General features: G+C 37.6%; 20 protein-coding genes and 1 tRNA gene. 10 read left to right on the top strand and 11 right to left on the bottom strand.

Annotated features, from left to right (window positions below):
• Nucleotides 1-38 precede the first annotated feature (38 nt).
• The 4 genes from ES711_RS11295 (at nucleotide 39) to ES711_RS11280 (ending at nucleotide 7,681) form a co-directional block, all read left to right on the top strand.
• Nucleotides 39-2,519: an LTA synthase family protein gene (locus ES711_RS11295; protein WP_146893418.1), complete on the top strand. Its 2,481-nt coding sequence runs from the start codon at nucleotides 39-41 to the stop codon at nucleotides 2,517-2,519.
• Between the two features lie 66 nt (nucleotides 2,520-2,585).
• Complete coding sequence (locus ES711_RS11290; RefSeq protein WP_146893417.1) at nucleotides 2,586-4,295, top strand: glycoside hydrolase family 26 protein; 1,710 nt, start codon at nucleotides 2,586-2,588, stop codon at nucleotides 4,293-4,295.
• 251 nt (nucleotides 4,296-4,546) lie between these two features.
• Nucleotides 4,547-6,652 (top strand): beta-N-acetylhexosaminidase, encoded by a 2,106-nt coding sequence (locus tag ES711_RS11285; RefSeq protein ID WP_170245268.1) that lies wholly within the window; start codon nucleotides 4,547-4,549, stop codon nucleotides 6,650-6,652.
• Between the two features lie 255 nt (nucleotides 6,653-6,907).
• Nucleotides 6,908-7,681 carry an SDR family oxidoreductase gene (locus tag ES711_RS11280; protein WP_146893415.1) on the top strand — a complete coding sequence of 258 codons (774 nt, stop codon included), beginning with the start codon at nucleotides 6,908-6,910 and terminating at the stop codon, nucleotides 7,679-7,681.
• 96 nt (nucleotides 7,682-7,777) lie between these two features.
• Here ES711_RS11280 and ES711_RS16620 read toward each other — a convergent pair whose 3' ends face one another.
• Entirely contained in the window at nucleotides 7,778-8,041 is a 264-nt protein-coding gene (locus tag ES711_RS16620) for an aldehyde dehydrogenase family protein (RefSeq protein ID WP_394344889.1), read from the bottom strand.
• Nucleotides 7,993-8,424, bottom strand: coding sequence for an aldehyde dehydrogenase family protein (locus tag ES711_RS16375; RefSeq protein ID WP_211363073.1), 432 nt, complete (start codon nucleotides 8,422-8,424; stop codon nucleotides 7,993-7,995). Before ES711_RS16375 ends, ES711_RS16620 begins: the two co-directional genes overlap by 49 nt.
• Nucleotides 8,425-9,041: 617 nt before the next feature.
• Here ES711_RS16375 and ES711_RS11270 point away from each other — a divergent pair.
• Nucleotides 9,042-11,366, top strand: a complete 2,325-nt coding sequence (locus ES711_RS11270; RefSeq protein WP_146893414.1) for a glycosyltransferase — start codon at nucleotides 9,042-9,044, stop codon at nucleotides 11,364-11,366.
• Here ES711_RS11270 and ES711_RS11265 read toward each other — a convergent pair.
• From ES711_RS11265 to ES711_RS11255, 3 genes are all read right to left on the bottom strand, one after another.
• Nucleotides 11,358-12,827, bottom strand: a complete 1,470-nt coding sequence (locus tag ES711_RS11265) for a glycoside hydrolase family 130 protein (RefSeq protein WP_146893413.1) — start codon at nucleotides 12,825-12,827, stop codon at nucleotides 11,358-11,360. The two genes, ES711_RS11270 and ES711_RS11265, sit on opposite strands and share 9 nt — an antisense overlap.
• A gap of 257 nt (nucleotides 12,828-13,084) precedes the next feature.
• Nucleotides 13,085-13,351 carry a hypothetical protein gene (locus ES711_RS11260; RefSeq protein ID WP_146893412.1) on the bottom strand — a complete coding sequence of 89 codons (267 nt, stop codon included), beginning with the start codon at nucleotides 13,349-13,351 and terminating at the stop codon, nucleotides 13,085-13,087.
• Nucleotides 13,352-13,522: 171 nt separating this feature from the next.
• Nucleotides 13,523-13,900 (bottom strand): hypothetical protein, encoded by a 378-nt coding sequence (locus ES711_RS11255; RefSeq protein WP_146893411.1) that lies wholly within the window; start codon nucleotides 13,898-13,900, stop codon nucleotides 13,523-13,525.
• Between the two features lie 1,861 nt (nucleotides 13,901-15,761).
• On the opposite strand from ES711_RS11255, the gene ES711_RS11245 reads away from it, so the two are divergent.
• From ES711_RS11245 to ES711_RS11225, 5 genes are all read left to right on the top strand, one after another.
• A complete protein-coding gene (locus ES711_RS11245) occupies nucleotides 15,762-16,877 on the top strand; it encodes a T9SS type A sorting domain-containing protein (RefSeq protein ID WP_146893410.1) in 1,116 nt (371 codons plus the stop codon).
• A 333-nt stretch (nucleotides 16,878-17,210) separates the two neighbouring features.
• Nucleotides 17,211-17,972 carry a hypothetical protein gene (locus ES711_RS11240; protein ID WP_146893409.1) on the top strand — a complete coding sequence of 254 codons (762 nt, stop codon included), beginning with the start codon at nucleotides 17,211-17,213 and terminating at the stop codon, nucleotides 17,970-17,972.
• A gap of 388 nt (nucleotides 17,973-18,360) precedes the next feature.
• Nucleotides 18,361-18,555: a hypothetical protein gene (locus tag ES711_RS11235; RefSeq protein WP_146893408.1), complete on the top strand. Its 195-nt coding sequence runs from the start codon at nucleotides 18,361-18,363 to the stop codon at nucleotides 18,553-18,555.
• Nucleotides 18,556-18,678: 123 nt separating this feature from the next.
• Nucleotides 18,679-19,032 (top strand): ISAon1 family transposase N-terminal region protein, encoded by a 354-nt coding sequence (locus ES711_RS16645; RefSeq protein WP_146893407.1) that lies wholly within the window; start codon nucleotides 18,679-18,681, stop codon nucleotides 19,030-19,032.
• 19 nt (nucleotides 19,033-19,051) lie between these two features.
• A complete protein-coding gene (locus ES711_RS11225) occupies nucleotides 19,052-20,005 on the top strand; it encodes an ISAon1 family transposase (protein ID WP_146893406.1) in 954 nt (317 codons plus the stop codon).
• A gap of 135 nt (nucleotides 20,006-20,140) precedes the next feature.
• Here the strand turns inward: ES711_RS11225 and ES711_RS11220 are convergent.
• From ES711_RS11220 to obgE, 6 genes are all read right to left on the bottom strand, one after another.
• Nucleotides 20,141-20,213: transfer RNA gene (locus ES711_RS11220), tRNA-Met, on the bottom strand.
• A gap of 1,190 nt (nucleotides 20,214-21,403) precedes the next feature.
• A complete protein-coding gene (locus ES711_RS11215; protein WP_146893405.1) occupies nucleotides 21,404-21,946 on the bottom strand; it encodes a DUF4136 domain-containing protein in 543 nt (180 codons plus the stop codon).
• A gap of 71 nt (nucleotides 21,947-22,017) precedes the next feature.
• Nucleotides 22,018-22,743 carry an SDR family oxidoreductase gene (locus ES711_RS11210; RefSeq protein ID WP_146893404.1) on the bottom strand — a complete coding sequence of 242 codons (726 nt, stop codon included), beginning with the start codon at nucleotides 22,741-22,743 and terminating at the stop codon, nucleotides 22,018-22,020.
• A 92-nt stretch (nucleotides 22,744-22,835) separates the two neighbouring features.
• Nucleotides 22,836-23,102: a potassium channel family protein gene (locus ES711_RS16585; RefSeq protein WP_262713425.1), complete on the bottom strand. Its 267-nt coding sequence runs from the start codon at nucleotides 23,100-23,102 to the stop codon at nucleotides 22,836-22,838.
• Nucleotides 23,026-23,283, bottom strand: coding sequence for a hypothetical protein (locus ES711_RS16580; RefSeq protein ID WP_262713426.1), 258 nt, complete (start codon nucleotides 23,281-23,283; stop codon nucleotides 23,026-23,028). Before ES711_RS16580 ends, ES711_RS16585 begins: the two co-directional genes overlap by 77 nt.
• Before the next feature lie 356 nt (nucleotides 23,284-23,639).
• Entirely contained in the window at nucleotides 23,640-24,638 is a 999-nt protein-coding gene (gene obgE, locus ES711_RS11200; protein ID WP_146893403.1) for a GTPase ObgE, read from the bottom strand.
• Nucleotides 24,639-24,721: the final 83 nt, after the last annotated feature.

The following is a 24,721-nucleotide window of genomic DNA, read 5'->3' as shown; positions in this document are numbered from 1 at the left end:
CCGTTACTTTTTGTTCCTTAAGGTTTACGCTATAAGATATGATTTCAAAACACCAGCAATTATTTGTCACCTTTTTTTCGTGTTTTTTACTTCATTTTGTTGTGTTTAGTTCGGTTTCCAACACAAGAGAGAACGCCGTCAATGTCATGGCTCCCCAAGTTCCTAATCATTCTTTTCTGGCCAAAGAATTTTCCTATATTGCTCCGCTCTCCAGTGAGGTGTATCTCGTTTGGAGCACTGAAGATGCATCGCAAGAAGAACTTGTCAGCTTAAATGAACATACTGAATTTAGTAATGGGCTATTTTATACGCCAATGTCTGCCGTTGGAGACACGTTTAAACTCGCTTTAAATCTTCCAAAAAACTCCAATCTCAATTACAATTTCTGGATTACAAAAAACAAACAAGGACATTACAGTGATTATTGGGATTTGCAATCTGGAGGCACGGTCTTAATCTCTGATGAAAACCCTATACAAAAGACCGCAACCTATTCAATCTCCAAATCAAAAACAGAATCAAAATTACTATCAAAAGGCTGGGTCTTATTACTTCTACTGGCTATTATTTTAACCGGGTTTTTGCTAGCTAAAAGAGGCAAGAAAAGTCTCTTTAATACACCCGTCTCTTACGTCCATATTATCGTTTTTGTGGGCATCAGTGTAATACTTCTTCAAGCACTGGCGCGGATAGAGGTTTTGCAATTAAATTTTTCAAATTTGATTAAAAATCCTAAACTCATCCTTAAGGTTACCAGAGCAAGTTTTCAAGATTTAAACATTACTGCAATTATGACTATTGTATTCAGTTGTGGTGTATTTATAATCAAGAACATCACCTTTAAAAAAACGCTTACAGTACTATTTATAGTGTTTGCCTTGTTTTCAACAATTATCGCCTTCATAAATATTCAGACAGTGCTTTTGCTAGGAAAACCATTTACCTACCAATGGCTGTATTATTCTGATTTTTTGGGTAGTGAAGATGCAAAGACGGCTCTACAAGAAAACATGTCCAATACCATTCTTTTCAATTTAATGGCATATTCCGTTTCCTTACTTCTTTTAGCCTATATGTTATACAACGTTTATCAATATTTAAACGAGCGTAAAACGTTAAAGTATATGACCCTCGCTCTTTTGAGCATATCCCTATTCGTACTTTTCTATTTCTCCAATAGAACTGAAGTAACCTGGTCTAAAGGTCAATCGGAAAATGCCATCACTGCTTTTTTGCAATCTGCGATAATTGCCAATTCTAAATCGTCCTTTTTCGCTTATGATAATAATTCTGTTAAAGTCCCATTTGATCCTGCAAAAAGCTCACCATTGGAAAACCCCATTTTATTGCCAGAGGACCATCACGTGAAGAATGTTTTGGTCATAGTACTTGAATCGGCTGGGTCAACCTATTTTGACGCTTATGGTGGAAACTTTAATTTAAGCCCGAATTTGAACAAGTATGCTCAGCAATCGCTGATTTTTGATCAGATGTATGCGCACAGTCCTGCTACAAATTTTTCAATGGTTTCCATTCTCGCATCCATGTATCCTGACCTTTCCTTTAAAAGTATCACTCAAGAAAATCCAGATATTAATCATCCAACCATCTCTTCAGAACTCAAAACTAATGGCTACCGAACTTCATTTTTCACCTCATCTGACCTTCGGTTCCAAAATTGCGACACCTATTTAGCGCATCGAAACTTTGATTTGGTAGAGGATTTTTCAAAGATCACCTGCACTGATCAATTTCAACTGGCCGATGAAAATTATAAAGAAGGAAATGGCATTAATGATTTATGCTTAGCGGACCGGCTGTCAACGTGGTTGGATCAAGATCCGGAACAAAATTTCTTTTCAATGCTTTGGACTGTACAAGGACATTATCCTTACTTCTTTGAAGACAAAGAGCATGATTTTAATGTTTCAAATTTAAGTTTTAACAGATACCTCAATTGCTTAAAACGCAACGATGAACTGATAGGCTTAGTAATGCAGATGTTAGAAGATAGAAATTTAGCTTCTAGTACACTTGTGGTTGTGACTGGAGATCATGGTGAAGCCTTTGGACAGCATTCACAATATGGTCATGGTACTGGCATTTATGAAGAAAATTTAAAAGTACCTCTCTACTTAATTAATCCCGTATTATTTAATGGTCAACGTGTACCAGGTATTGCCAGTATGAAAGATTTGGCTACAACTATTCTTCCCATTATAAACGTGCAACCTCATAAGGTTTGGCAAGGTCAAAATTTATTAACTACGCGTTCAGATGAAGCCTATTACTTTGCACCGTGGTCAGATTATCTCTTTGGTTATCGCACTGGAGACATGAAGTATATTTTTAATGAATCAGAAAATACTGTAGAGGTATACAATTTAAGAACCGACCCTAAAGAGCTGATGGATCTTTATAACCCTCAAATGGAGGCAGAGCTTTTAAACGCCAGAACTAAAATTGCGGCATGGGTGCAGTATCAAGGTAAATACATAAAAGAGTCTCTTAAAAACTAAATGCATTAACCTGGTCAAGTATTCGCCATACTCAATTAAAAAAATCTAATATTGAAACACGCTGTAATGAAAAAAGCTTACCTCTATATAATTCTTATTGGCGTATTCCTCCTGTTTATTAGTTACATGGCATATCAATATAATGCCATTAATAAAATAGCCGCCACATTTAAGAGCAATTCGATAGAGATGAATGTGAACACGCCCGTATTAGGCCAAGTTTCATTTAGCTCATCTGCGCCGATTGAAAATTTTGATACATTTCCACACTTCACTTTAAAGCTTTTCGATAAAAACAACTGGGATATTGACAAGAAACTACTGGCCAACATTCCTAAAAACACTCCCGTACTGATTACGGTTGAAACATGGTCCCGAAGCTTCATGTCCTACAACAGCAAGCCGTTAAGGGATGTTGTTGATGGCGCATATGACGACATTTTTAAAAAAATGTGTACTGATTTTATTGGAGACCGTACCAATGTTTATCTGCGTTTTAATCCTGAAATGGAAGTGCCCGTCAAACTCTATCCTTGGCAATTAGCAGGCTGGTATATTGATGCTTTTCAACATTTCTCCAAATTGTGTAAACAGTATGCACCTAAGGCAAAAATTGTATGGGCACCAGCAGGATACCCAGGCGCCATGGAATATTTTCCTGGTGATTCTTATGTTGATGCTGCTTCAGTTACCCTAAAAAATGATTCAGAAAGCTTCTTAAATGTGTACCCCAAAAATTACGCAATCTCCTACGACTTAATGAGACGGATTCATCGTTTACGCTTTCAGGACAAGCCGATTATTGTGTTGGGATCTAAGCAAAACGCCAATGATTCTGTAGACCATCAGATGCTCAATAACTTATCTAAGCATATTGATGCGCATCGAGACATCATATATTCGAATGAAAATTTTAAAAGATTCAATTTCGAAACTGAATCTCGCGCACAAAGTCCTATTGAAATTGGTGTCTATGACCCTCAATCCCTATTGAATGATGAAAACGCAGTAACTGTAGAGCATCTGTTCGTGGATTTCAGCAACCTCAACAATGGTTCTTTTCAGAAGAGTTTTAAAGAAGTAGAACGTCGTGGACATGATGTCATCGTTTCATTTGAACCCTTCCGAAACGTTGATGAAAGCACTGACCTAAATGTACTTCAACATATAACTAATGGAAACTACGATAATGAAATCCGGCAGTTTTACAACATCCTTCTGAACTCATCCAGCAAAATTTATCTACGGTACGCTCATGAAATGGAAATCCCTATTTCGCGCTACCCATGGCAAAGTCAAAACCCGGTGGACTACATAAAATCTTTTCGTTATTTTATGACTTTTCAAAAGCCACTTCCGTCTCAGATTAAAAGAGTTTGGGGCCCGGCAGGAGACCGTGGTTCTATAGAATGGTGGCCTGGAAACGATGTGGTTGATTATATAAGTATTGCCATTTACGGTCTACCCGATAAAAACATTACGGACCCCAATAAACAAGAATCTTTTGCGACTATATACAATCGTAAAAAATGGCGCATGCGTTTTATTAACAAACCACTATTTATTACTGAATTTGGAGTCAAAGGCCCAGAGGATTTTCAAACAAAATGGCTGGAAGATGCCGCAAAAGTTATCCGTAAAGACAACCAAATTATCGGGGTGAATTATTTTAACATGTCAGATACGCCAAAAGCTTGGGGCGATATTAAACCACCAGATTGGAGTATTACTAAAAAAACGTTCCATCGCTTTATTGAACTATTGGAAAAAAAATGACTTTACTTTAATTGCATCATTAAACACATAGCTTATTGGCTCATAAAGATCCCAAATCTGAAATAAACCACTAGAATGCATAAATACACCTCCTTTTAAAAGAGAATTATGTCATAGTTTTAAAAACAATTTAAAGGACACCAGATTGGTTTATCAGCATTCTTTATAAACACCTTAATTAATACTTTGTTTCATTGAGGATGATGCCTAACAGAAGTATCAAACAAATCACTTTACAACCACCCCTTATCATGAAAAAACTAAATGACTTTATTAAAATCAGTTTATGCGTACTGTTCTTATCTGTTTCAACAACTCACATATATTCACAAGTAACCGCTTTAAAAGTGATTCCGGAAGTACAACAGTTCGACTCAAAAGATGGGACTTATACATTGCCAAATACTATTCTAATTAAAGTCAACACTACTCAAAATGACAGTTTGATGTCCATTGCCACACAGCTCAAGGAAGAATTGCAGAGTATGTTCCAAGTTAAGGCCAGCATCTCGGCGACCTCAAGCCATACAGCAACCTCATCGAATGAAATCCTCTTAACCTACAGCAATACTTCACTACAAAACAAAGAAGCGTATAATTTAGACTTAGACAGCAATGCAGGTATTACCATCTCTGGCGCGTCGAAACAAGGCGTCTTTTGGGCTACGCGCACGCTGTTACAACTCTCAGAAAACCACCACAAGACAATTCCTTCTGGCGTTATTACAGATCATCCTGATTATCCAAATAGAGGATTTATGCTCGATGTGGGACGAAAGTTTTTTACAATTGATTATTTGAGAGCCTACGTGAAAATTTTATCGTATTACAAAATGAACGAATTTCATGTGCATTTAAATGACAATGCCTTTAGTAGTCATTATAATAATGATTGGTCAAAAACCTATGCAGCTTTCCGACTGGAAAGTGACACTTACCCTGGATTGGCTGCTGAAGATGGCCATTATACCAAAGACGAATTCCGCGACTTGCAACGCTTAGGCATGCAGTATGGCGTAAACGTCATTCCTGAGATTGATATCCCTGCGCACTCCTTGGCTTTTACGCGCTACAATCCTGAATTGATGGCATCAGCACCTTATGCTGACGATCACTTAGCCATTCTTGAAGATGATAAACTTCCAATTATTTACGATTTTTTCGATAAGCTGTTTGATGAATACATTAAAGGCGACAACCCGGTATTCATTGGCCCTGATGTACATATAGGCACTGATGAATACATTAAGGAAGGTAAAGGCAGAGATGTAGATAATGCCCAAGCCAAGCGATTTAGGGAATTTACCAATCATTACTTAAATTATATTGCAGATTCGGGCAAAACGCCACGACTTTGGGGCGGTTTAGAGTGGTTGAAAGATGATCCTTTAACCGACGTAAAACCTGTGGGCAATGCAGTTATGAACGCTTGGAGTAAAGATTGGGTGAATGCCGAAAAAATGCTGGACGATGGGTTTGACATCATCTCTACCCCTGATACCTGGCTTTATATTGTGCCCGCCGCCGGTTATTACAGAGACTTTTTGGACATTTCTTGGCTCTATTCAAATTACCGACCTGAAAAAGTAAACACAGCGGTCACCTTGCCTGACTTCCAAAAGGGACTTTTGGGTGCTACCTTCGCCGTATGGAACGACGTATCCGGGAACGGAATTTCGCAAATGGATGTGCACTACCGCACCATCCCCGCTCTAAAAGTACTGGGCACCAAAAATTGGAAAGTGGCCCCAATCAAAACATTTGAAGACTACCAAACTCTGGCCAACCTCTCTTCTGACGGCCCAAATCTTAATATGAGTGGTAGGTATACGGAGGCCGAATTGAACGCCATGACATCAAAAGTGGGTGGAAAAGCCATCCGTTTTAAAGGCAAGAAAGCGCTCAATTTAGGCGGGACCAATTTTGGGTATAATTATGATGTGTCTTTTGATCTCAATTTGAGCACGAACAACCGAGCAAATGCTATTCTTTTTCAAAGTGCCTACGGAAAAATCACCTTAAACACCGAGGGTACAGGGAAATTAGGATTTTCGCGCGACGGCTATACCTATACGTTTAATTTTAGCCCCGAACATAAAAATTGGCAAACCATCAGATTAGTGGCCGACTATAAAGGTGTGATGCTGTTCGTGAATGGCAAAGAAATAGAACACCTGACAGCCTATAAAAAAACAGAAGGCTTGCCGAACGGTTTCAACTACCAACAAACGCTGATGTTCCCTCTAGAGCAGGTGGGCGATGCTAAAAACGGCTTTTCCGGTTCCATTAAAAATTTAAAACTAAAGCATCTTAGCACTGAAGAAGCAAACGACATCTTGTTAAAAGTGCAAGACTAAATAAAGGATACAAATTTACAAATAGCGGTTAAGAAGTGCTCTAAACAATCCTTAGGTTGATGAAATTTGCCTGTTGATATGTGTTTTTGAATCCCAAGGATAAAAACACTGGAGATTAAAATTAGGACCCCAAGAGTAAGTCCATATCACTCCTAGTTTTAATGGATGATCTAAACAAAAGCCACCTATAACATAATCATTTTAAATATTTTATACGTACCTTAAAAATGAAAATAGTACGACATAAAACTACTCATGGAAAGAGATAAACTTTTTGATTTAACTGGGAAAATTGCCATTGTTACGGGAGGTGCAAATGGTATTGGCAAAGCAACCGCGCTCTTATTAGCAAAACACGGGGCAACAATCGCTATAGGCGATTTCAATTTAGAGGATGCCCAAGCTACCGTAAAGAATATTGAAGCTTTAGGCGTGAAGGCCATAGCCGTGCGGTGTGATGTTTTAAAAGATGACGACTTGGTGAACTTAGTAGAAACCACTGTTTCAGAACTGGGAGGCATTCACATTCTCATCAACAACGCAGGCGGTGGTGGTGGCGGACGTGAACATCCGTTTAAAATTTCCGTCAAAGACATTAAGAGAGATTATGAGCTGAATGTTTTTAGCGGCTGGCGTTTATGTCAACTCGCCGTGCCGTATATGAAAAAAGCAGGCTATGGGTCGATTGTTTTCACTACCTCCATGTCTAGTATCAATAAAAGCCCGAATATAAGCGGTTACGGAGGATCGAAAGCCGCGGTAAACCATACGGTTGCAAACCTCGCGCACGATTTTGGTCCTGAAGTCCGCATTAATGCCGTGGGCCCCGGAGCAACACGTACCGCAGCGCTGGAAAGTGTTTTAACACCTGAAATTGAACGCAGCATGTTAAAACACACGCCAATTAAAAGATTGGGCACTGCCGAGGATATTGCTGGGGCCATGCTTTATTTTGCCGCACCAATTTCTGAATGGGTAAGCGGACAAACTCTTTTTGTCAACGGCGGTGGAGAGCAAACTTTAGAATAAGCGCCAATTCTGCATACAAAAAAGCCCTATCTTAAGGGCTCTTTCACTTTAACAATAAAACGAAATTTTGTACATGTCGTAATTATAGCCAGTCAGTTAAAACAGCAATGGACGCTCCCCTAATTGAACGGTCACCCATTTTAACTGGGTCATATCTTCAATAGAATATTGACCGTTTTCTTTTCCATGACCACTGCCTTTAAAGCCACCAAATGGTGCATTAGGATCATCATCAAAAGCATTATCATTGATATGTACAGATCCGGCTTCAACTCTTAAAGAGAAGTCAAATGCCTTCTGTGAATCATTGGTTATAATTGCGGACGACAGGCCGTAATAAGTATCATTGGATAAGGTAATCGCGACATCATAATCTTTAGCACAATAAATGGTCCAATCCCTACAACCACTCCTAAAGGCAGTCTGTAAGTCAACGAAATCCGATTTGCGTCTTCTACTGGCATGGTATCGCCTCCAATTTGTCGTGTTTGGCCCGCGGCAATTCTTAAGGCACTCACCAAATAATCAACTTCAAATATGGCTTTACCAAAAACATTCCCACCCTCATCAATCAATGCTTTGGCCAATTCCGGACGGCGTCTTTCTGCAATTTCTACTGCTTTTAGGAGAATAGCTTCCCGCTCCTTCGCTGTAGTGACTGTCCACTTATTTTGAGCTTTTTCTGCACTTTCCAAAGCAGTTTGAATGTTTGCCGGACTCGTCAAGCGTATTTCAGCTAACACCTCATTAGGATAAGGGTTAATGGATTTTTATAGTTTTTTGGTTATCAGTTTGTAAATAATCTCAATTGATATACGGAGCATAGACTTTTTTGTAGTCAAATTTCAATATCATATTCGTAGTTTTTAGCGTGACCCCACGACATACATATTATCTCTGGCAAAGAAAATCGTTTTTTATAAGGTTCTGTTAATTAACAATTACCTTAACATATATTGAGAATCATTGTTGTCCGATAAAGAATCAAGACCGCTGCGCTGTTAGAATAAAGAATTAAGACTTGTTTGCAACTAACTGACAAACAACGATCATTTAAATTAAAATCGCACATTCCCTCTCGGTAGAAACAGTTTCTAAAATGAAAGGTCTCATTACAGAAATCTTCTAATGTCCCTTGCTTTAATTGAGTTTGTTAATTTATTATTTATTTTTATCGGACACTAATGATTGAGAATAACTAAATATCGACTGAAAAAATAATTAGAACTCCGCAGCAATGTGCTGAATAGCATTTTAATGTGATACAATCCTTTTAAGGCTCGTAATGGAACTTTTAGAGCGCTTTTTGGGGCTGATTTAAGGGTAATTTTATAAAAATTAATACCTAAAAATCGAAATTATGCGCGATTTAACCCTCAAAAAATCGAGTTCTTTTCAGAGAAAGGCAGCACTTATGTCGCAACATAAACCATATGAACATTCAGACGTTTTAAAAAAGAACGGTTCGGTTTTAATGCTCACTACCTTTCCCCCACGCGAATGCGGGATTGCCACCTATTCACAAGATTTAAAAAAGAGTGTTGAAGGTGTTTTTGGCAGCAGCTGCGCGCTCGAGATTTGCGCACTTTACAATGAAAAACACCCTTTAAAAGGTGCTGATCACTTCAATTTCAGTTTAAATACTGACAATCCTGAGAGTTATCAGAGCTTAGCGGCACAAATCAATTCAGAATCCGCTATAAAATTGGTGTATATTCAGCATGAATTCGGGCTCTATAATGGCTGTTCCGACGTCTTCATAGCGTTTTTAGAAGCTATTAAAAAACCGATACTCGTTGCGTTCCATACCGTAATTCCCAATCCTGCCCCAGAATTTAAAACACATGTTTCGGCCATTTCATCTGCCGCCACTGGTTTGACCGTGATGACCGCCACATCCAAACAGATTTTAATCGACAGTTACGGCATTCAGCCCTCAAAAATTGAGGTCATTCCCCACGGCACTCATTTGATCCGGCATAAAAACAAATCCAAACTAAAATCTAAATATGGTTTGCAGGGCAAAACAGTGCTATCCACCTTCGGGCTTTTAGGTCCCGGAAAAAGTATAGAAACCACCTTGGAAGCGCTCCCAGAGATTGTTGCTGATTTTCCAAACGTTCGATTTTTAGTATTAGGTAAAACGCATCCCACCTTAATCAAAAATGAAGGCGAAGTATACCGCGAATTTCTGCAGGATAAAATACAGCAGCTTAACTTGAGCAAACAGGTTATTTTTGTAAACGAATTCCTTCCTTTGGACACCTTATTGGAATATTTACAACTAACAGATATTTACCTCTTTACCTCTAAAGACCCCAATCAGGCGGTGAGTGGCACTTTCTCCTACGCCATGAGTTGTGGGTGTCCCATACTTTCTACCCCTATTCCTCATGCCAAAGAGTTTTTGTCAGAGAACAAAGGTTTGTTGTTCGATTTTGAAAACAGCGCCATGCTGGCCAAGCATTTACGAACGCTGTTAAACGATAAGCAGTATCGAAAAAATTTAGGGCTAAACGGTTTACATGCCTCTGCCTCTACTTCGTGGCAGAATTCAGCTTTGAGCCACGGTCAGTTATTTAAAACTTATGCTAAAGACTTGATTTTGGGCTATAAAAAACCTGATTTACAATTTGATCATCTTTTTAGAATGACCACTGATATGGGCGTCATCCAATTTGCACAATTAAATCAGCCCGATCTCGAATCTGGCTATACTTTAGATGATAATGCAAGAGCATTAATTGTGATGTGCGAACAGTATAAATTAACGCAAGATGAAGCCTTGTTGCCACCACTGATCAACTATTTGAGTTTCATTATCAATTGCCAACGCTATAATGGGCGGTTTTATAATTACGTAAATATAAATGCCGCATTTACAGCCCAAAATGATACTGTAAACCTAGAAGATTCCAATGGAAGAGGCATTTGGGCGTTGGGACACCTCTTACAGATAGCCACCTTAATCCCTCCGTCCTATGCCTATATCATTAATAGAGCAAAAGAGTGTTTGGATGAGTTTTTGCCAAACGTGCGACGCTTCAATTCGCCAAGAGCGATGGCCTTTATAATTAAAGGTTTGGCAGCATCCAATTTAGCCACCACTGATACTGTATATGCAGAAACTGTATATGAATTGGGCGTTAAACTCATCAAAATGTATAAGCACGAATCGCGAAAAGATTGGAAATGGTTTGAACCGTATCTCACCTATGGCAACAGTGTTTTACCAGAAGCCATATTTGAAATCTATAAATTGACGGAAATTGAAGAATTTAAAATCGTGGCCTACGAATCCTTCAATTTTTTGTTGGAACATTTATTCATAAACGGGGAATTTAGAGTGATCTCTAATCAAACCTGGTTTTTACGAGGCGATTCCCTGAAAAACGCTTCTTACGGAGGGCAACAACCTATTGATGTAGCCTACACCATTCTCGCCCTGAAAAACTTTCACCAAATATTTTCTAATGAAGGCTATGAGGAGAAAATGGAATTAGCGTTTAGCTGGTTTTTGGGAAATAACCATCTTAAGCGAATCATTTACAATCCGTGCACCACAGGATGTTTTGATGGGTTAGAACTTAATAACGTCAACCTCAACCAAGGCGCAGAATCGACCATAAGCTATTTAATGGCACGACAAGCTTTTGAAAAAACTACCGAAAACCAATTAATCTAGCGAAGTTTTTAGGGCTTCTAACAACTCGGACAATTTTACGGTAGCATAGGAAGATGAATAGTCAGAAACCGCATATGGAATGATTAAATGGTCATTATGGATGAGCCCGCCGCAGGAATAGACCACGTTGGGCACGTAACCTTCGCGCTCTTCTTCGCTAGGCGAAATCAAGGGCTCCCTTAACCGTCCAATTACTCGGGTAGGATCGTTCAAATCTAAAAGTGAGGCACCAATACAATACCGTCGCATTGGACCTACGCCGTGGGTTAAAATAAGCCAACCCTCGTCTGTATAAATTGGAGATCCGCAATTCCCTATCTGGGTCAAATCCCAAGCAAATTTTGGCTCCTGTAATTTTATGGGATCATTCCACAAGGTGATGCGGTCAGAAAACATGATATAATTGTTATACCCGTCTATACGCGCAAGCATGGCGTATTTCCCATTAATTTTACGTGGGAACAAGGCGAAATTTTTGTTCTGCGCGGCATTCCCATGAATTGGCATAATGCGAAAGTTTAAAAAATCGTGGGTACTGAGTAATTTGGGAATAATGGTATGGCCATTATAGGCCGTATAAGTGGCATAAATGGTTTCCTCACCAGTATCCTCTTGAAACCTTACAAATCGTGCATCTTCTATACCCCTACTCTCAGAGGGAGAGTTAGGAAATATCACGCGTTCACTAATATCACTTTGTTCGTGAAACTTTAAATCATAATAGGAGTCCACCAACCAAGTCATTTCTTGCAGGGCCAGGGTTTTGGAAGCCTCCATATGGTTATCTTTCAAAAGCTTATTCACAGCATCTTTGAGATCATAATATTCAAACCGATCGGGCAGCGGATCCATAATCTCAGCAATATAGTGCTCAGGAATATGAATTTCCTGCATCTTATTGACAAATCGTTCTTTATCATAAGACATCTTGTAGCCAATTTCCGGTAGGTCTATATGATTTCTAACCTTAATCACGTATAGATTATTGTCTTTATCTAAAATAGCTTTTCTAAATACGATGGAGGAAAGATGACCTTCTCCGGTAGCTCGAAAGGAAATGATGACCCGCTTTTCTCCCTTCTTTAAGAACGATTGGTTAAAATCTTCAATCATTGACGGATTAAAAAGCGCAGTCGATTCTACTGAATATTCCATGGTGCAGTAAGAACCGATGAGCATTTTACGGTCTTCAGAAAGTTCCTCAAAAGCAATCCCCATGTTGTTGATTAAGCCTTCAAAATGCCCGCAATGTGTCTTAAATATTTTTTTTAAGTTGCGATGTCGTCCCTTAAATTCCTTTAAGGTTTTGGCAAGCTCATCAGCAACTTTAGCGTCTGAAAACTCTTGAATCCTTAGTATTAATTGCCGTGTCCGGTCATCGCCATTGTTAAAGAACCGTGTCACCACGCGTTTAGAATCGGGAACAAATTTTAATTGTTTACGCTGAATTTTTAATTCCATGTAAGTAAGTTATAAAAAAATAATAACACAATATCTAGTTCACCTAAAAATTTGATATCCGACAATCATATTCTGTTGTTGTGCATCAACACTCGATAGCTTTAGGAATGAGAAAAATGGAACTATTCAGATGGACTGACACTATCAAAAACCTTACGGAGTATCTGCCTTATAAAGAAACCCCATCAATAGGATAGGGTTAGTTATTGAGTAATTTACGGTTTTAAGAAATCATATGCTTTCCTAAAGTTTTAGTCCTATAATGGATTATCTTTCCGCCATTGCTGATACAATTCGAATTGTGCTGGTTTGAGAAGTGATTTCATGTTTTTGGCCTCTTGGCGCAACCATTCTTGGGCATACATTTTGGCGTTGGCATTAGTGGCCTTCCAATTTTCTCGTTTCTCACGGGCAATGATTCTATATTGATCAATTTGCTCATCAGTATAATTGAGATTTGCGAACATTTTGCTCGTACGCAGGTCATTGTCTACAGCATCTACCACATTGCCAGTGTTATCCACACTGTCTTTGGCATAGGGATAGTCTTAGTAATGGGAGCGCTTGCGGGAGCTTCATCAAGGTAAGCCGAATTTGTTTTCTTTTCATTGCCACAGCTTAACAGCAGACTAATAAAAAGTTAGGTTGAAATTTTTTGGGATTTTTTCATATAATTCTCATTAATTGAGGTGAGTTTATGAGCGATTTGAGGCCTCATTAGGGTCGAAATAATCCGAATCCCACTCCCAAATTTCGTCGTTGACTTCTTGTACACTTTTATTGGTGCGCTTGGCAATGCGGGCCATAACCGTATCAAACGTCCCTTCATGGTACTCTAGGTCTTCATCCGTCAGATTCGGGTAATAGTTTCTATAGCTACTTTCTATTTCTTGCCATCGCAGTTCAACATCGCGCAGAGATGCATGGTTGAAGTTTAAGGATTGGTCGTCATTGGCCCCTTCAGTCCGCTGTCCTTTTTGAGATACATTGGCGCTGGAATCTTTTGAGTCGCGTTCAGAATTTTGCTGAGGCTGATTGCGCTTATCATTTTTATGGTCAGGTGTTGTACTCATAACTTTAATGCTTATTGATTTATGAATCTTAAAATTAATAGTCCAACAGTTCTTAACTATGCCCTATTCGTAAAATAGTTATCTCAACTCAACTTTTCTTGATATTTCTTTTTGCCTTACATATCAACAAATTATAAAATTATTAACTGATATCGCAATATTCTTTTAACTTTATCAACAGAGTTGTGCAACAGGAACTATGGATATAAGTAATGGTATCTTCTCGCACACACATTATCGCATTAGTCTAAGGAACGGATGTTCTAAAGGGAAGAATCTGGTTGCAATTGTCCGTAAAGTTCTACGCCACAGCTCTTGAATTTAAAGTTTATTGCCATTGAAGAAACCTTAGTATATAATTAAAGGCCATAAAAAATAACCAAATTATCTTCTTATGAAAACAATGCTTGTTGCAATAGTCTTGTCGGGAATTATATTATCATGTTCGAAGGAGAATGATAATACGTAAGAGTAGACCCCGAATTAATTGGCAAATGGAAGCTTGTAGAAATATTGCAAGATCCTGGGTATGTAAACGGTGTCTATGAAAGTATAATTAGTACTAAAACCATTGAGTTTTTTCATAATGGTTCTTTCACTTTAAATAGACCATTATGTGGTTTATCTACAACGACCGGACAAAATATTACGGGTACAATTAATTATTCCCCTAAAATCTTATTAAAGGACAATAGTTTAGAATCAAATGAAGAATGTGAACTCAATAACAATTCGGAATATGGCTTTCGTATTGAAAATTCTGATTTAATAATTTTCTGGTCAGCATGCATTGAAGGGTGTGCTCTAAAGTATCAAAAAATTAACAGTTGAATAAAATTGCATTCAAGAACATGTTAAAGTAATGACTTTGTTCTAGACTACTTGGAAAATCCTGCGGATTTACCTCAGGTTGGACTCATTTTCACTAAGTTAGTTAGGTAACCAGCCAACTATCCTTATATATAAACATGCATATAACTATACCGAATTGAAATACGCTGAATTTAATACTGCAAATCATAAAATTGAGTTTTTAAAATCCGTGTTTTGATTTAAAAATGTTCTATTAAATGGAAAAATTGTTTCTAAAAAGTTCTCTATCTCTGGTATGAGACACAAACTAAAACTGAATTCTGAATATATATCCTTAAATCTCAATACAAACAATTTGTTGAACGTGAAACAGAACCGAAATAATCAAAATCGGGGATACAATTGAAAAACAGAATGTTCAAGCGGACTAAAAGCAAAACACTTACTGGAGGTTAATTGGAATCAGAGCATTTGAACTCTTGAATTTTATAATTGTGAATCTAAACTAATAAATAGAACAAAAAAACACTGTGTACAACAAAATAAATAAGCGATCGCTTATGCTCGCCTACCTGGAATCGTGATAATTATTGGGAGCGGAGTGTACTTGGACAAGCAAAAAACAATCAGATGATAAAGCCGGAAAAAATGACCCTGTATCTCACGAATTGCAATGCTCTGGGTGTATAAATAGAATTAAAAGTTGATTAAAAGCACAAAAACTTGTGTGTGTGTGTGTGTTTGCAAAGTCTACTCTCCAGCAGGCAACATAAATTCTAAAAAATCGAATTTTATCTGGATCAGTTTCTATCTGTTAAGAACCTGCAAAATGACCGTCAAAAAGGACAAAAATTATACAGGTAAATTGAACGGCGTTACAGACGGGTAAATTACTTGGGAAAATATAGTTTTAACCCTAGCCACAATTCAGGATAATTAATCGGTACTATCTCAAAAAAATTGAGATAGAGATAATCCAACTCAAATAAACCTATTATATTGCTTCCAGCCTATTTACAAACCAAATCTATCTTAATTATAAACCTGAATGAAAAAGCTAATTATAATCACTGCATTTATATTATGTACATTCCATGGCGTCGCCCAAATAGTGAACGTTGAAAAAAAGTTTGATCTCCCATTAGTATTGAATGAATCATCCGGAGCTCTATTTTTTAATGACAAACTCATTATACATAATGACTCGGGTAATGAAAATAAACTTTATGAATTAGATACAATTTCCGGAACAGTCACAAGAACAGTCACGGTTACGAACGCCACCAATGTAGATTGGGAAGATATAGCACAAGATGACCAATCCATCTTTATTGGCGATATAGGCAATAACAGTGGAGCTAGAACCGATTTAAAAATCTATACAATAAAAAAGAGTGACTATTTAAACGCCACCGAGGTAACAGCAGAAATCATTAATTTTAGCTATTCCGATCAAGAAGATTTTACAGCTCATCTCAATAATACCGAATGGGATGCGGAAGCTTTAATTTCATACGACTCTGAAAATTTAATTTTATTTACTAAAAACTGGATTAATGGCATAACCAAAGCTTACACCATCCCTAAAAGCACCGGCACATATACCGTCTCCCCCTTACCACAAACTTTAAACAGCGGAGGGTTGATTACTGGGGCCACCTACAATCCTTCAACAGGAAAGATATATTCTATAGGATATACTTCGGTTTTACAACCATTTATTTGGGTTAGTGAAAATTTTACAGAAAATGATGTTTATTCAGGTACTAACACGCAAACATTACTTACCAGTTTAGGCTTTGAACAAGCGGAAGCTATAACGCATATTGATGCTAACAGGTATTTTATGACCTCTGAATCTTTTAAGATTGGACCCATCTCCGTAAAGGGAAAATTAGTGTCATTTTCAACAAATGATGAGGCCTTGTCAATTATAGAACCTGACGTTAACTTCGTTGGATTTTATCCAAATCCGGTTAAAGACGTGTTTTTTATTGATGGTATTGAATTTACCTCCATCGAAATTTTTGATACCAAATCTGCACTGATTTATCGCGGATACAACGATAGAATAAATGTTTCAGCACTTAATAAAGGGCTCTATTTTGTTAAAATTAATTTAAAAGACAACTCCTATATTATCAAGAAATTAATTAAAGGATAAATCACTTTTATGTATAATATAAATATCCACCAAGATCCATCGCATTCCTGAGGTCAAACCAGCTACAGTAGCAGATGGACTCGTATCCCCGAAAAGGAGTTAAATATTAACAATCTTGACCATCTCAAAAGGTAACGTTAAGCCTTCCAATGGAAAATTAAACGAAAAAGATGCGGTTTAAACACATGACACTCCTTGTAAACTAATATTTGATGTATTGGATACAAGAAATAAGAACGAATCACGACACATTCCATTAGTGATGCTGTAATAATAGCATATAATGTTCCTGATTTTAAGGAACCTTTTTCTGATGTGTGCTAACTTAATACTATGTTTATAGACACACCAATTCTACACAAGTTGCTGATTAAAAATATCATGAAACTTTCGCTTTTTGCAATGGTTTTAATTAACACGTCTTCTTTTTCGCAGAAACGCTATGAATTTGATTACATGTTAGAATATGAAAAGACGTGGTATAAAGACAGTATGAAAACTAAACACTGCCCATGTAGAGAAAAAGATAGTATTACAAAGAAGTACTATCTGACAAATTCTCTGAAAAACAGTTACACGGCAGTCATAACGGAAGTAGATAGTTCAACCTACAAAATGATTTTCAAGGACGAAAAGGGTTTCTATTCTAATGTTACCATGATGAAATCAGATTTTTATAAAGCGGAATCCATCAGGATTGGGTGCGAATCGGTCAGGGTATATGAAAATCGGTTTAAATATAAAACGAAGAATTACAGTTTTTTTAAATTGCCGGATACTGTTATCCATGGGGCGTCTTTAAAGACCTATAAATTAGAGTCCCTATTAAGACCAAATAGGATTAAAAAAAGGCATATAGCAACACTTTACTTAATTATCGAGAATGACACTGAGTTCCATTTACCTGTGTTCGAATTTTCGATAGCCTATGAAGAATGGAAAAAAGAAAGCCATTTGCCCAACGGAATTTTTCGAGAAAAGTATCTGATTGATCACCGGGGCCAAATGGAATACAAGGAGCGCTTATTAAACTATAAACCCTTCAGTACAACCATTGTGATAGATGGTGGTTGTGATTTTAGCGAAAAATACTAATACTCTTTTAGAGATGGATGATTGCCTTGTCAGGAACTTACAATAGAATTCCGAACCCAATTAAAATTTTATTTAAGTGTTAAGATCAGTGCCTTCATTTCAGTATGGCATCATGTGCAAGCATCTCTATAAAGAACCTAGCAAACACTAAAAACTCATGCAGTGTGTTAGCCAATGACCTTCCAAAATTCATTAAAGGATGTTTCGTATTGAAGGTGTTTTCATAATTTAAAAAATGCTAAATAAAATTAGTGCAGAGTGTCAATGTCATTTAAATTTGTTAAATTAGACACGTTTACCAACATCTTCTCATTCTATAAACAAATATAGTATAGACCTTTAGTCGATGAACAGGCACGAATAACAGTAACACTTCATATTTTTTGAAATGAAAAAGTTTCATCCATTTTACAGTATCGGAACGTTAGGGATTGTGGTCATAGCTTGCTTGCATATGTTTTTGGCTTTAGGATTGGCGCTAAGGTCAATTCACTCCACATTTTATGCGCTCTATGCCGTATTCCTTACTTTTCTAATTTTGGGTGTAATATTTACGGTTAAAAATGTAAACACATCCTTTTAAAAATTTCAATCGCTCAAAGTGATTCAAAAATACATAGGTTCAGAAACCAGAAAAACGGATCAATCTCAAAAGTTGTGTGTGAATTGAAATAGAATTCTGATTTTTGCAAAAAAAATACCGACCTTGGAAAATTATCTGGACCTACTGAAACTCATCCTTCCTGAATTTTTAATCAACCATTTCGAGTTAGTAAAAAACACCAGGAATGGCGAAGTAATGCATCTTTATTTTGAAGAGCAAAATACACCTCCAAAGGAAGAAACCACACGAATATTAATAGCCCACGGTTTTCATAAGGAAGTAACTATCCAAGATTTTCCGTTGCGAGGAAATACGGTCTATCTTCACGTAAAACGGCGCAGGTGGTTGGACAGAACTTCGAAGGAAGTTGTCCAGAGAGATTGGAACTTGGTAGCACAGGGAACACGGATGACCACCGAGTTCGCTGCTTTTTTAAAAGAGATTAGTCGATACTAAGGCTTCCGATTGCCATACCATAGGAGCTTTTTATGGTGTCAATGGCAAAAGACTACAACGCCAATATAAAGACTACCTAAGCGATTTCAAAAGCTGGGAGCAAAAGAAACATGCTAAACAATGGCTTGTTTTTCCTCAGAATATTGGATCCTATTTATCCATTGACGAAACAGCATTATCCAAGGGAGAACTCTATACTATAATAACAAACAAGAAGGCAAAAGGGAAGAAAGGAGCTCTAGTGGCCATATTTTCAGGAACCAAAGTGGAGCCTATTGTAGAACAACTACTTAAGATATCGGCCAAGAAAAGAGCTAAGGTCAGGGAAATCACTCTAGATATGGCTAATTCCATGAAAACCATTGCCAAAAAATGCTTCCCAAAAGCAATACAAGTAACTGACAGGTTCCATGTACAAAAACTTGCGTTGGAAGCTCTTCAGGACATCAGGATCAAGCACAGATGGGACGCCATAGATTTAGAGAATGAACAGATAAAACAAGCAAGATCAGGAAATAAAACATACGTTCCCCAAGAATTCAGCAACGGTGACTCAAGAAAACAACTATTGGCAAGAAGTAGATACCTGCTCTACAAGGACCCCTCGAATTGGACGGAGAATCAATACAGCAGAAGCAAAATATTATTCGATCAATATCCAGATTTAAAGATTGCATTTGATCTGACGCAAGGACTCAGAAATATATTCAACACGGCCAAAACAATAGAGGTAGCATATACCAGACTGGCACAATGGTACAAAAATGCAGAAAACACTGGTTTTAGAGCGTTCAACACCATAGCAAACACCATAACACTCAATTACAGATCGATCCTAAACTATTTTACAAACAGAAGTACTAATGCGTCAGCAGAATCATTCAATGCAAAAATAAAAGCATTTAGGGCACAGTTTAGAGGTGTCAAAAATGTAGAATTCTTCCTCTATAGATTAATCACAATTTATGCATAAACACAACAATTGTTCTTGATCCCAATTGTTCCTGATCCAAAATTACCATTTGAAAATCTAATTATTCTGTACCTATTCTGTACCCATTAGAAACAAGAAAGGCTCCACATTTCTGTGAAGCCTTGTCTTTGCTAGTAGCGGGAACTGGACTCGAACCAGTGACCTTCGGGTTATGAGCCCGACGAGCTACCTACTGCTCTATCCCGCGATGTGTAATCAAAAAATGATGCGCTTAGCTTTTAACTTTCGGTTCATAATGCCGACTGTATCATTTTAGGACTGCAAATATATGAGCTTTTTTCGAATTTAAAAACTTTTTTTCATAAAAATCATTCTAATCAAACGAATAGGAGTTCAGGAGATTATAGTTACCTGGCTAATCTTCTACTGCTCAGACTAAAAGCAGGTCCCTTAAACTCGTGTTGTCGCAATTATTAGTTACGTTATTAGGAAATGTGATAACCTACTCTGCAAAAATGGCTTTAAAATTATCGTTTTCGATCAATAATGTGATCAATTTAGAGAGATTAAACGCAATTTGAAATCAATTCATGATCAAATGCGGCTTTAGAAATAATAAACTCATTTACTTTTACCAAATTATTTATGCAACTAGCAAGGGTGCCCAGCGAAAGATGATCAACATCGCTTTGTACGTTTAGCGGTAAGCTTATAAAACCTGAATCGAATTCCAAAAGAAGTGCATTGCTGCTTAACGCAAGGACCTCAAATACCTTTAAATTTTCACCTTCCAGTATATTAAAATCCAAGTGAAGCGACCTAAGCATTTTTTATAGACGCCTCCCTAGCGAATTTATGAATAGCCCCAAGGCCCCAAAACACACCAGACCTCCCTAATTCATCAGGTAATTATTCCGCAATTTAGTTTGATGTAACTTAAACGCGACTCTTTTGTCCCCCTCTAGTATTACGCCTTACTTTAGTCTTCATCTGATCCACAGAAATCTTGATTAATGCTTCGAAATCATTGTTATCCGATAAAGAATCAAGACCGCTGCGCTGTTAGAATAAGGAATTAAGACTTGTTTGCAACTCACTGACAAACATCGATCATTTAAATTAAAATCGCACATTCCCTCTCGGTAGAAACAGTTTCTAAAATGCAAGGTCTCATTTCGGAAATCTTTTAATGTCCCTTGCTTTAAATGAGTTTGTTAATTTATTATTTATTTTTACCGGACACTAATGCTACGAAATATAATTCAACTTTTAAATTTTTAAAAAAATAATCTAATTGATGGAAATTAAAGAAACCTAAACATTTTTTCCGATACCATCTGAATTCGTAACATCTCACTAGCCAATTCTTTCTTATTTTAAGTCAGTGAATACTTTAAAATGCACTTCTATACAACCTCTAAAACCTTAATAATCACCTTAATTCATCTCCTTTTTATTTTTTGACGCCGGAGGATATTCAGATAATATTTTGGCCACGATCGCTTCAAACTTAGTGGCCCTAGCTTCTGGTTTTGCGTTAGGTTGATATTTGCTAGCACTCACCGCTTGCCAAAACAATCCTGTTTTACGATCATCTATAAATTCGACAATCAGTTCGCGATTCATGGACGCCTGACCCATTGGAATTCCTATAGAAATCCCTCCGCCTACGCTCCTGCCACTGCCGCCAACACCTACACCGACATTACTTCTTTGATGCTCTTGAAACTGATTGCTCTTAATATTGATAAGAAAATCTGGCGTATCAGATAAATGCATGCCTTTGGCTTGTAAACCGGCATCCAAAGCATCTAGAAAACGTTTGGCATCCAATTCACTTAAACCTATAGTCATGGGTTCATAATAATTGTAAGTTTTATAGGCACTAAAATCTGTGCCTCTTTCATAATCATAATTAACCTGCACACTCGCACAGGAAAAAATGAATATTGAAAGCACTATAAGGAGTCCTTTTTTCATATATTTTATTTTAAAGATACTAAAAGTGATCCAGTAAAATGTTGCTAATCGCATTATAGCCCTCCGCATTATTACTTGCTAGGTGGCATGGTCGGCCTCACTTCAATCTTACTTGGTAAGGTGCGTTCGTTCATCTTTACAAGATCTACCACCAATTCGCCAATATCTTCAATTTGAATCTTCCAAGCATCACTGCTGTCAGGTTCATTACCATTAAAATTTGTAGATACGGATCCTGGCATAATGGTACTCACTTTAATATTGTGCGCTCTTAAGTCCAACATTACCGCTTGCGTAAACCCTGTTACCCCAAATTTACTGGCATTGTAAGCAGACCCACCCGCAAAAAAGTTGGTGCCCGCCAAACTGGAAATACTGATAAAATACCCTTCCGATTTTTTTAAAGCCTCTAAACTTGATTTGATGGTGTAGAACACTCCAGATAAATTGGTATCGATAGTTTCTTGCCACTGTTCTGGCGTCAGCTCTTCAATAGAGCCAAAATGCCCCAACCCAGCATTAGCCACCACAATGTCTAATTGCCCAAATTCTGATAACACTTGCTTAACTGCAGCCTGCTGACTGTCGTACTTACGCACATCGGCCTTCACTCCTAAGGCTTTCGCAGAGGATTTGGCGGCCTTCTCAAGGTCTTTTGCCGCTTCCTTAGCACGTGCTTCATCTCTACTGGTAATTGCTACATTCACGCCCTGTTTCATCAAACTTAAGGCGACGCCATATCCAATTCCTTTACTCCCGCCTGTAATTAAGGCCACTTTATTTTTTAAATCTTTCATGATGTTTCGTTTTACCCAAAGTTACGAAACCTAAAAATGAAGGCTAGCTTTGAATTCCTAAAATTGTACTAAACTTTGTTGAAAATAAAAGATTATTCCTCCTCCTTGCTGGAATTATCAACAGAATTGGTCAAGGCAGAAGAAACGATGCCTGTAGGAATGGCCACAATCCCCAAGCCAATCATTAAAATGAAGAAGGTAAACACTTTACCACCTACCGTAATAGGATAGACATCTACATAACCCACAGTAGTCAAGGTTATTATGGCCCACCACAAGCTATCAAAAATAGAAGAAAAATGCTCGGGTTGGGCGGCATTTTCGAAGTAAAAAATGCCCACTGCAGCAAAATAAATCAAAATAAGGGTGATGAAAAAGAAACAGGAAAATTTGCTCTTTAGCACTCTTAATCGCTCTAGAAAATTGGTTCATCGCCCGATTGTAGAGCAATTTCAAAATCCGGAACAAACGTAAAAAACGCAGCGCTCTTAACGAACGTAAGTCGATCCCAATAATCAGATAAAAGGGAAGAATGGCCAAAAAGTCAATAATCCCAAAAAAGCTGAAGACCAATATTCAGCTTCCACTCGAAAATATAAATCCGGGTAAAACATTCAAGGGTAAAGATAAGCACGCTAAACAGCTCTATTTTAAGAAGAATTGCACGTGCTCTAGTTCAAGGTAAGGTTTCCATTGAAAAGGTCTCACGACGGAGACTAATATTAAGGCCTGTATCTTTAGAAAAACAATACCATCTGTTCTATTTTCCGTGTTGTCAATAACATGTTTTAAGGTTACTTTTATGGTGTGGTTTCTTATTTAAAAACTAAGCAATGACAGAAAAAAATTTTAATTACTCAAAGTGCTGATACAAATTGATCACAAGCCTGCGGCACTTAATCATTTAGCATCTTCCATAGTTTGTCTTTCAAATCTACAATGCCTTTTTGGGCTACAGACGAAATAAACATATAGTCGATTGGTAAGGTTTTATCGAGTTCTTCTTTAAGTTCAGCTTCCAATTCGGCATCGAGCATATCACTTTTAGAAATGACTACAAAACGTTCTTTGTCTAGCATTTCTGGATTGTAACGTCGCAGTTCGTCCAATAAAATCTCGTATTGTTTATGAATGTCCGGAGCATCTGCAGGCACAAGAAATAACAAAATGGAATTGCGCTCTATATGTCTTAGAAAATAATGGCCAAGACCTTTTCCTTCAGCTGCACCTTCAATAATTCCAGGAATATCCGCCATCACAAACGACTGAAAATCACGGTACTCAACAATTCCTAAATTAGGTTTGAGGGTGGTAAATTCATAATCGGCAATTTTTGGTTTTGCAGAGGTAATTACCGACAATAGCGTCGATTTTCCTGCATTAGGAAAACCTACCAAACCTACATCAGCCAAAAGTTTTAGCTCCAACAAGATGTCTCGTTCGCTTAACGGAATTCCCGGTTGCGAATAGCGCGGCGTTTGGTTTGTAGAGGTTTTAAAATGCCAGTTGCCTAGGCCACCTTTCCCACCTTCAACAATTATGCGCTCTTGTCCGTGTTCAGTGATCTCAAAAATGACTTCATTTGTTTCAAAATCGCGTACGACAGTTCCCAATGGCACATCTACATAAACATCCTCTCCGTCAGCACCAGAGCTTCTAGAAGAACTACCATGGCCACCATGCCCTGCTCTGACGTGTTTTTTGAATTTCAAATGGTATAAAGTCCATTGGTTTTCATTACCTCTGAGAATCACATGGCCACCACGACCACCATCTCCACCATCAGGACCACCTTTGGTTATAAATTTCTCTCTGTGCAAGTGCATAGAGCCTTTACCTCCGTTTCCGGATTGCACGTTCATTTTTACGTAATCAACAAAATTTCCTTCAGTCATGTTCACTTCCCACTATTGTGGCATTTTTATTTAATGTCTTGTACCGCTATTAACGACGATAGGACAAGTCACTATTCAACAAA

It is taken from the genome of Gelidibacter salicanalis, from assembly GCF_007997285.1.
GTDB lineage: Bacteria > Bacteroidota > Bacteroidia > Flavobacteriales > Flavobacteriaceae > Gelidibacter > Gelidibacter salicanalis.
Note: the sequence above shows the minus strand (reverse complement) of the source record. Positions and strands in the feature narration are given on the sequence as shown.

Bases quoted from the DNA above. Each gene is read 5' to 3' on its own strand.
- ES711_RS11280 (WP_146893415.1), top strand. From the start codon at position 6,908: ATGGAAAGAGATAAACTTTTTGATTTAACTGGGAAAATTGCCATTGTT.
- ES711_RS11285 (WP_170245268.1), top strand. From the start codon at position 4,547: ATGAAAAAACTAAATGACTTTATTAAAATCAGTTTATGCGTACTGTTC.
- ES711_RS11245 (WP_146893410.1), top strand. From the start codon at position 15,762: ATGAAAAAGCTAATTATAATCACTGCATTTATATTATGTACATTCCAT.
- ES711_RS11295 (WP_146893418.1), top strand. From the start codon at position 39: ATGATTTCAAAACACCAGCAATTATTTGTCACCTTTTTTTCGTGTTTT.
- ES711_RS11235 (WP_146893408.1), top strand. From the start codon at position 18,361: ATGAAAAAGTTTCATCCATTTTACAGTATCGGAACGTTAGGGATTGTG.
- ES711_RS11265 (WP_146893413.1), bottom strand. From the start codon at position 12,827: ATGGAATTAAAAATTCAGCGTAAACAATTAAAATTTGTTCCCGATTCT.
- ES711_RS11270 (WP_146893414.1), top strand. From the start codon at position 9,042: ATGCGCGATTTAACCCTCAAAAAATCGAGTTCTTTTCAGAGAAAGGCA.
- ES711_RS11210 (WP_146893404.1), bottom strand. From the start codon at position 22,743: ATGAAAGATTTAAAAAATAAAGTGGCCTTAATTACAGGCGGGAGTAAA.
- ES711_RS11290 (WP_146893417.1), top strand. From the start codon at position 2,586: ATGAAAAAAGCTTACCTCTATATAATTCTTATTGGCGTATTCCTCCTG.
- ES711_RS11240 (WP_146893409.1), top strand. From the start codon at position 17,211: ATGTTTATAGACACACCAATTCTACACAAGTTGCTGATTAAAAATATC.
- ES711_RS11215 (WP_146893405.1), bottom strand. From the start codon at position 21,946: ATGAAAAAAGGACTCCTTATAGTGCTTTCAATATTCATTTTTTCCTGT.
- obgE (WP_146893403.1), bottom strand. From the start codon at position 24,638: ATGACTGAAGGAAATTTTGTTGATTACGTAAAAATGAACGTGCAATCC.
- ES711_RS11255 (WP_146893411.1), bottom strand. From the start codon at position 13,900: ATGAGTACAACACCTGACCATAAAAATGATAAGCGCAATCAGCCTCAG.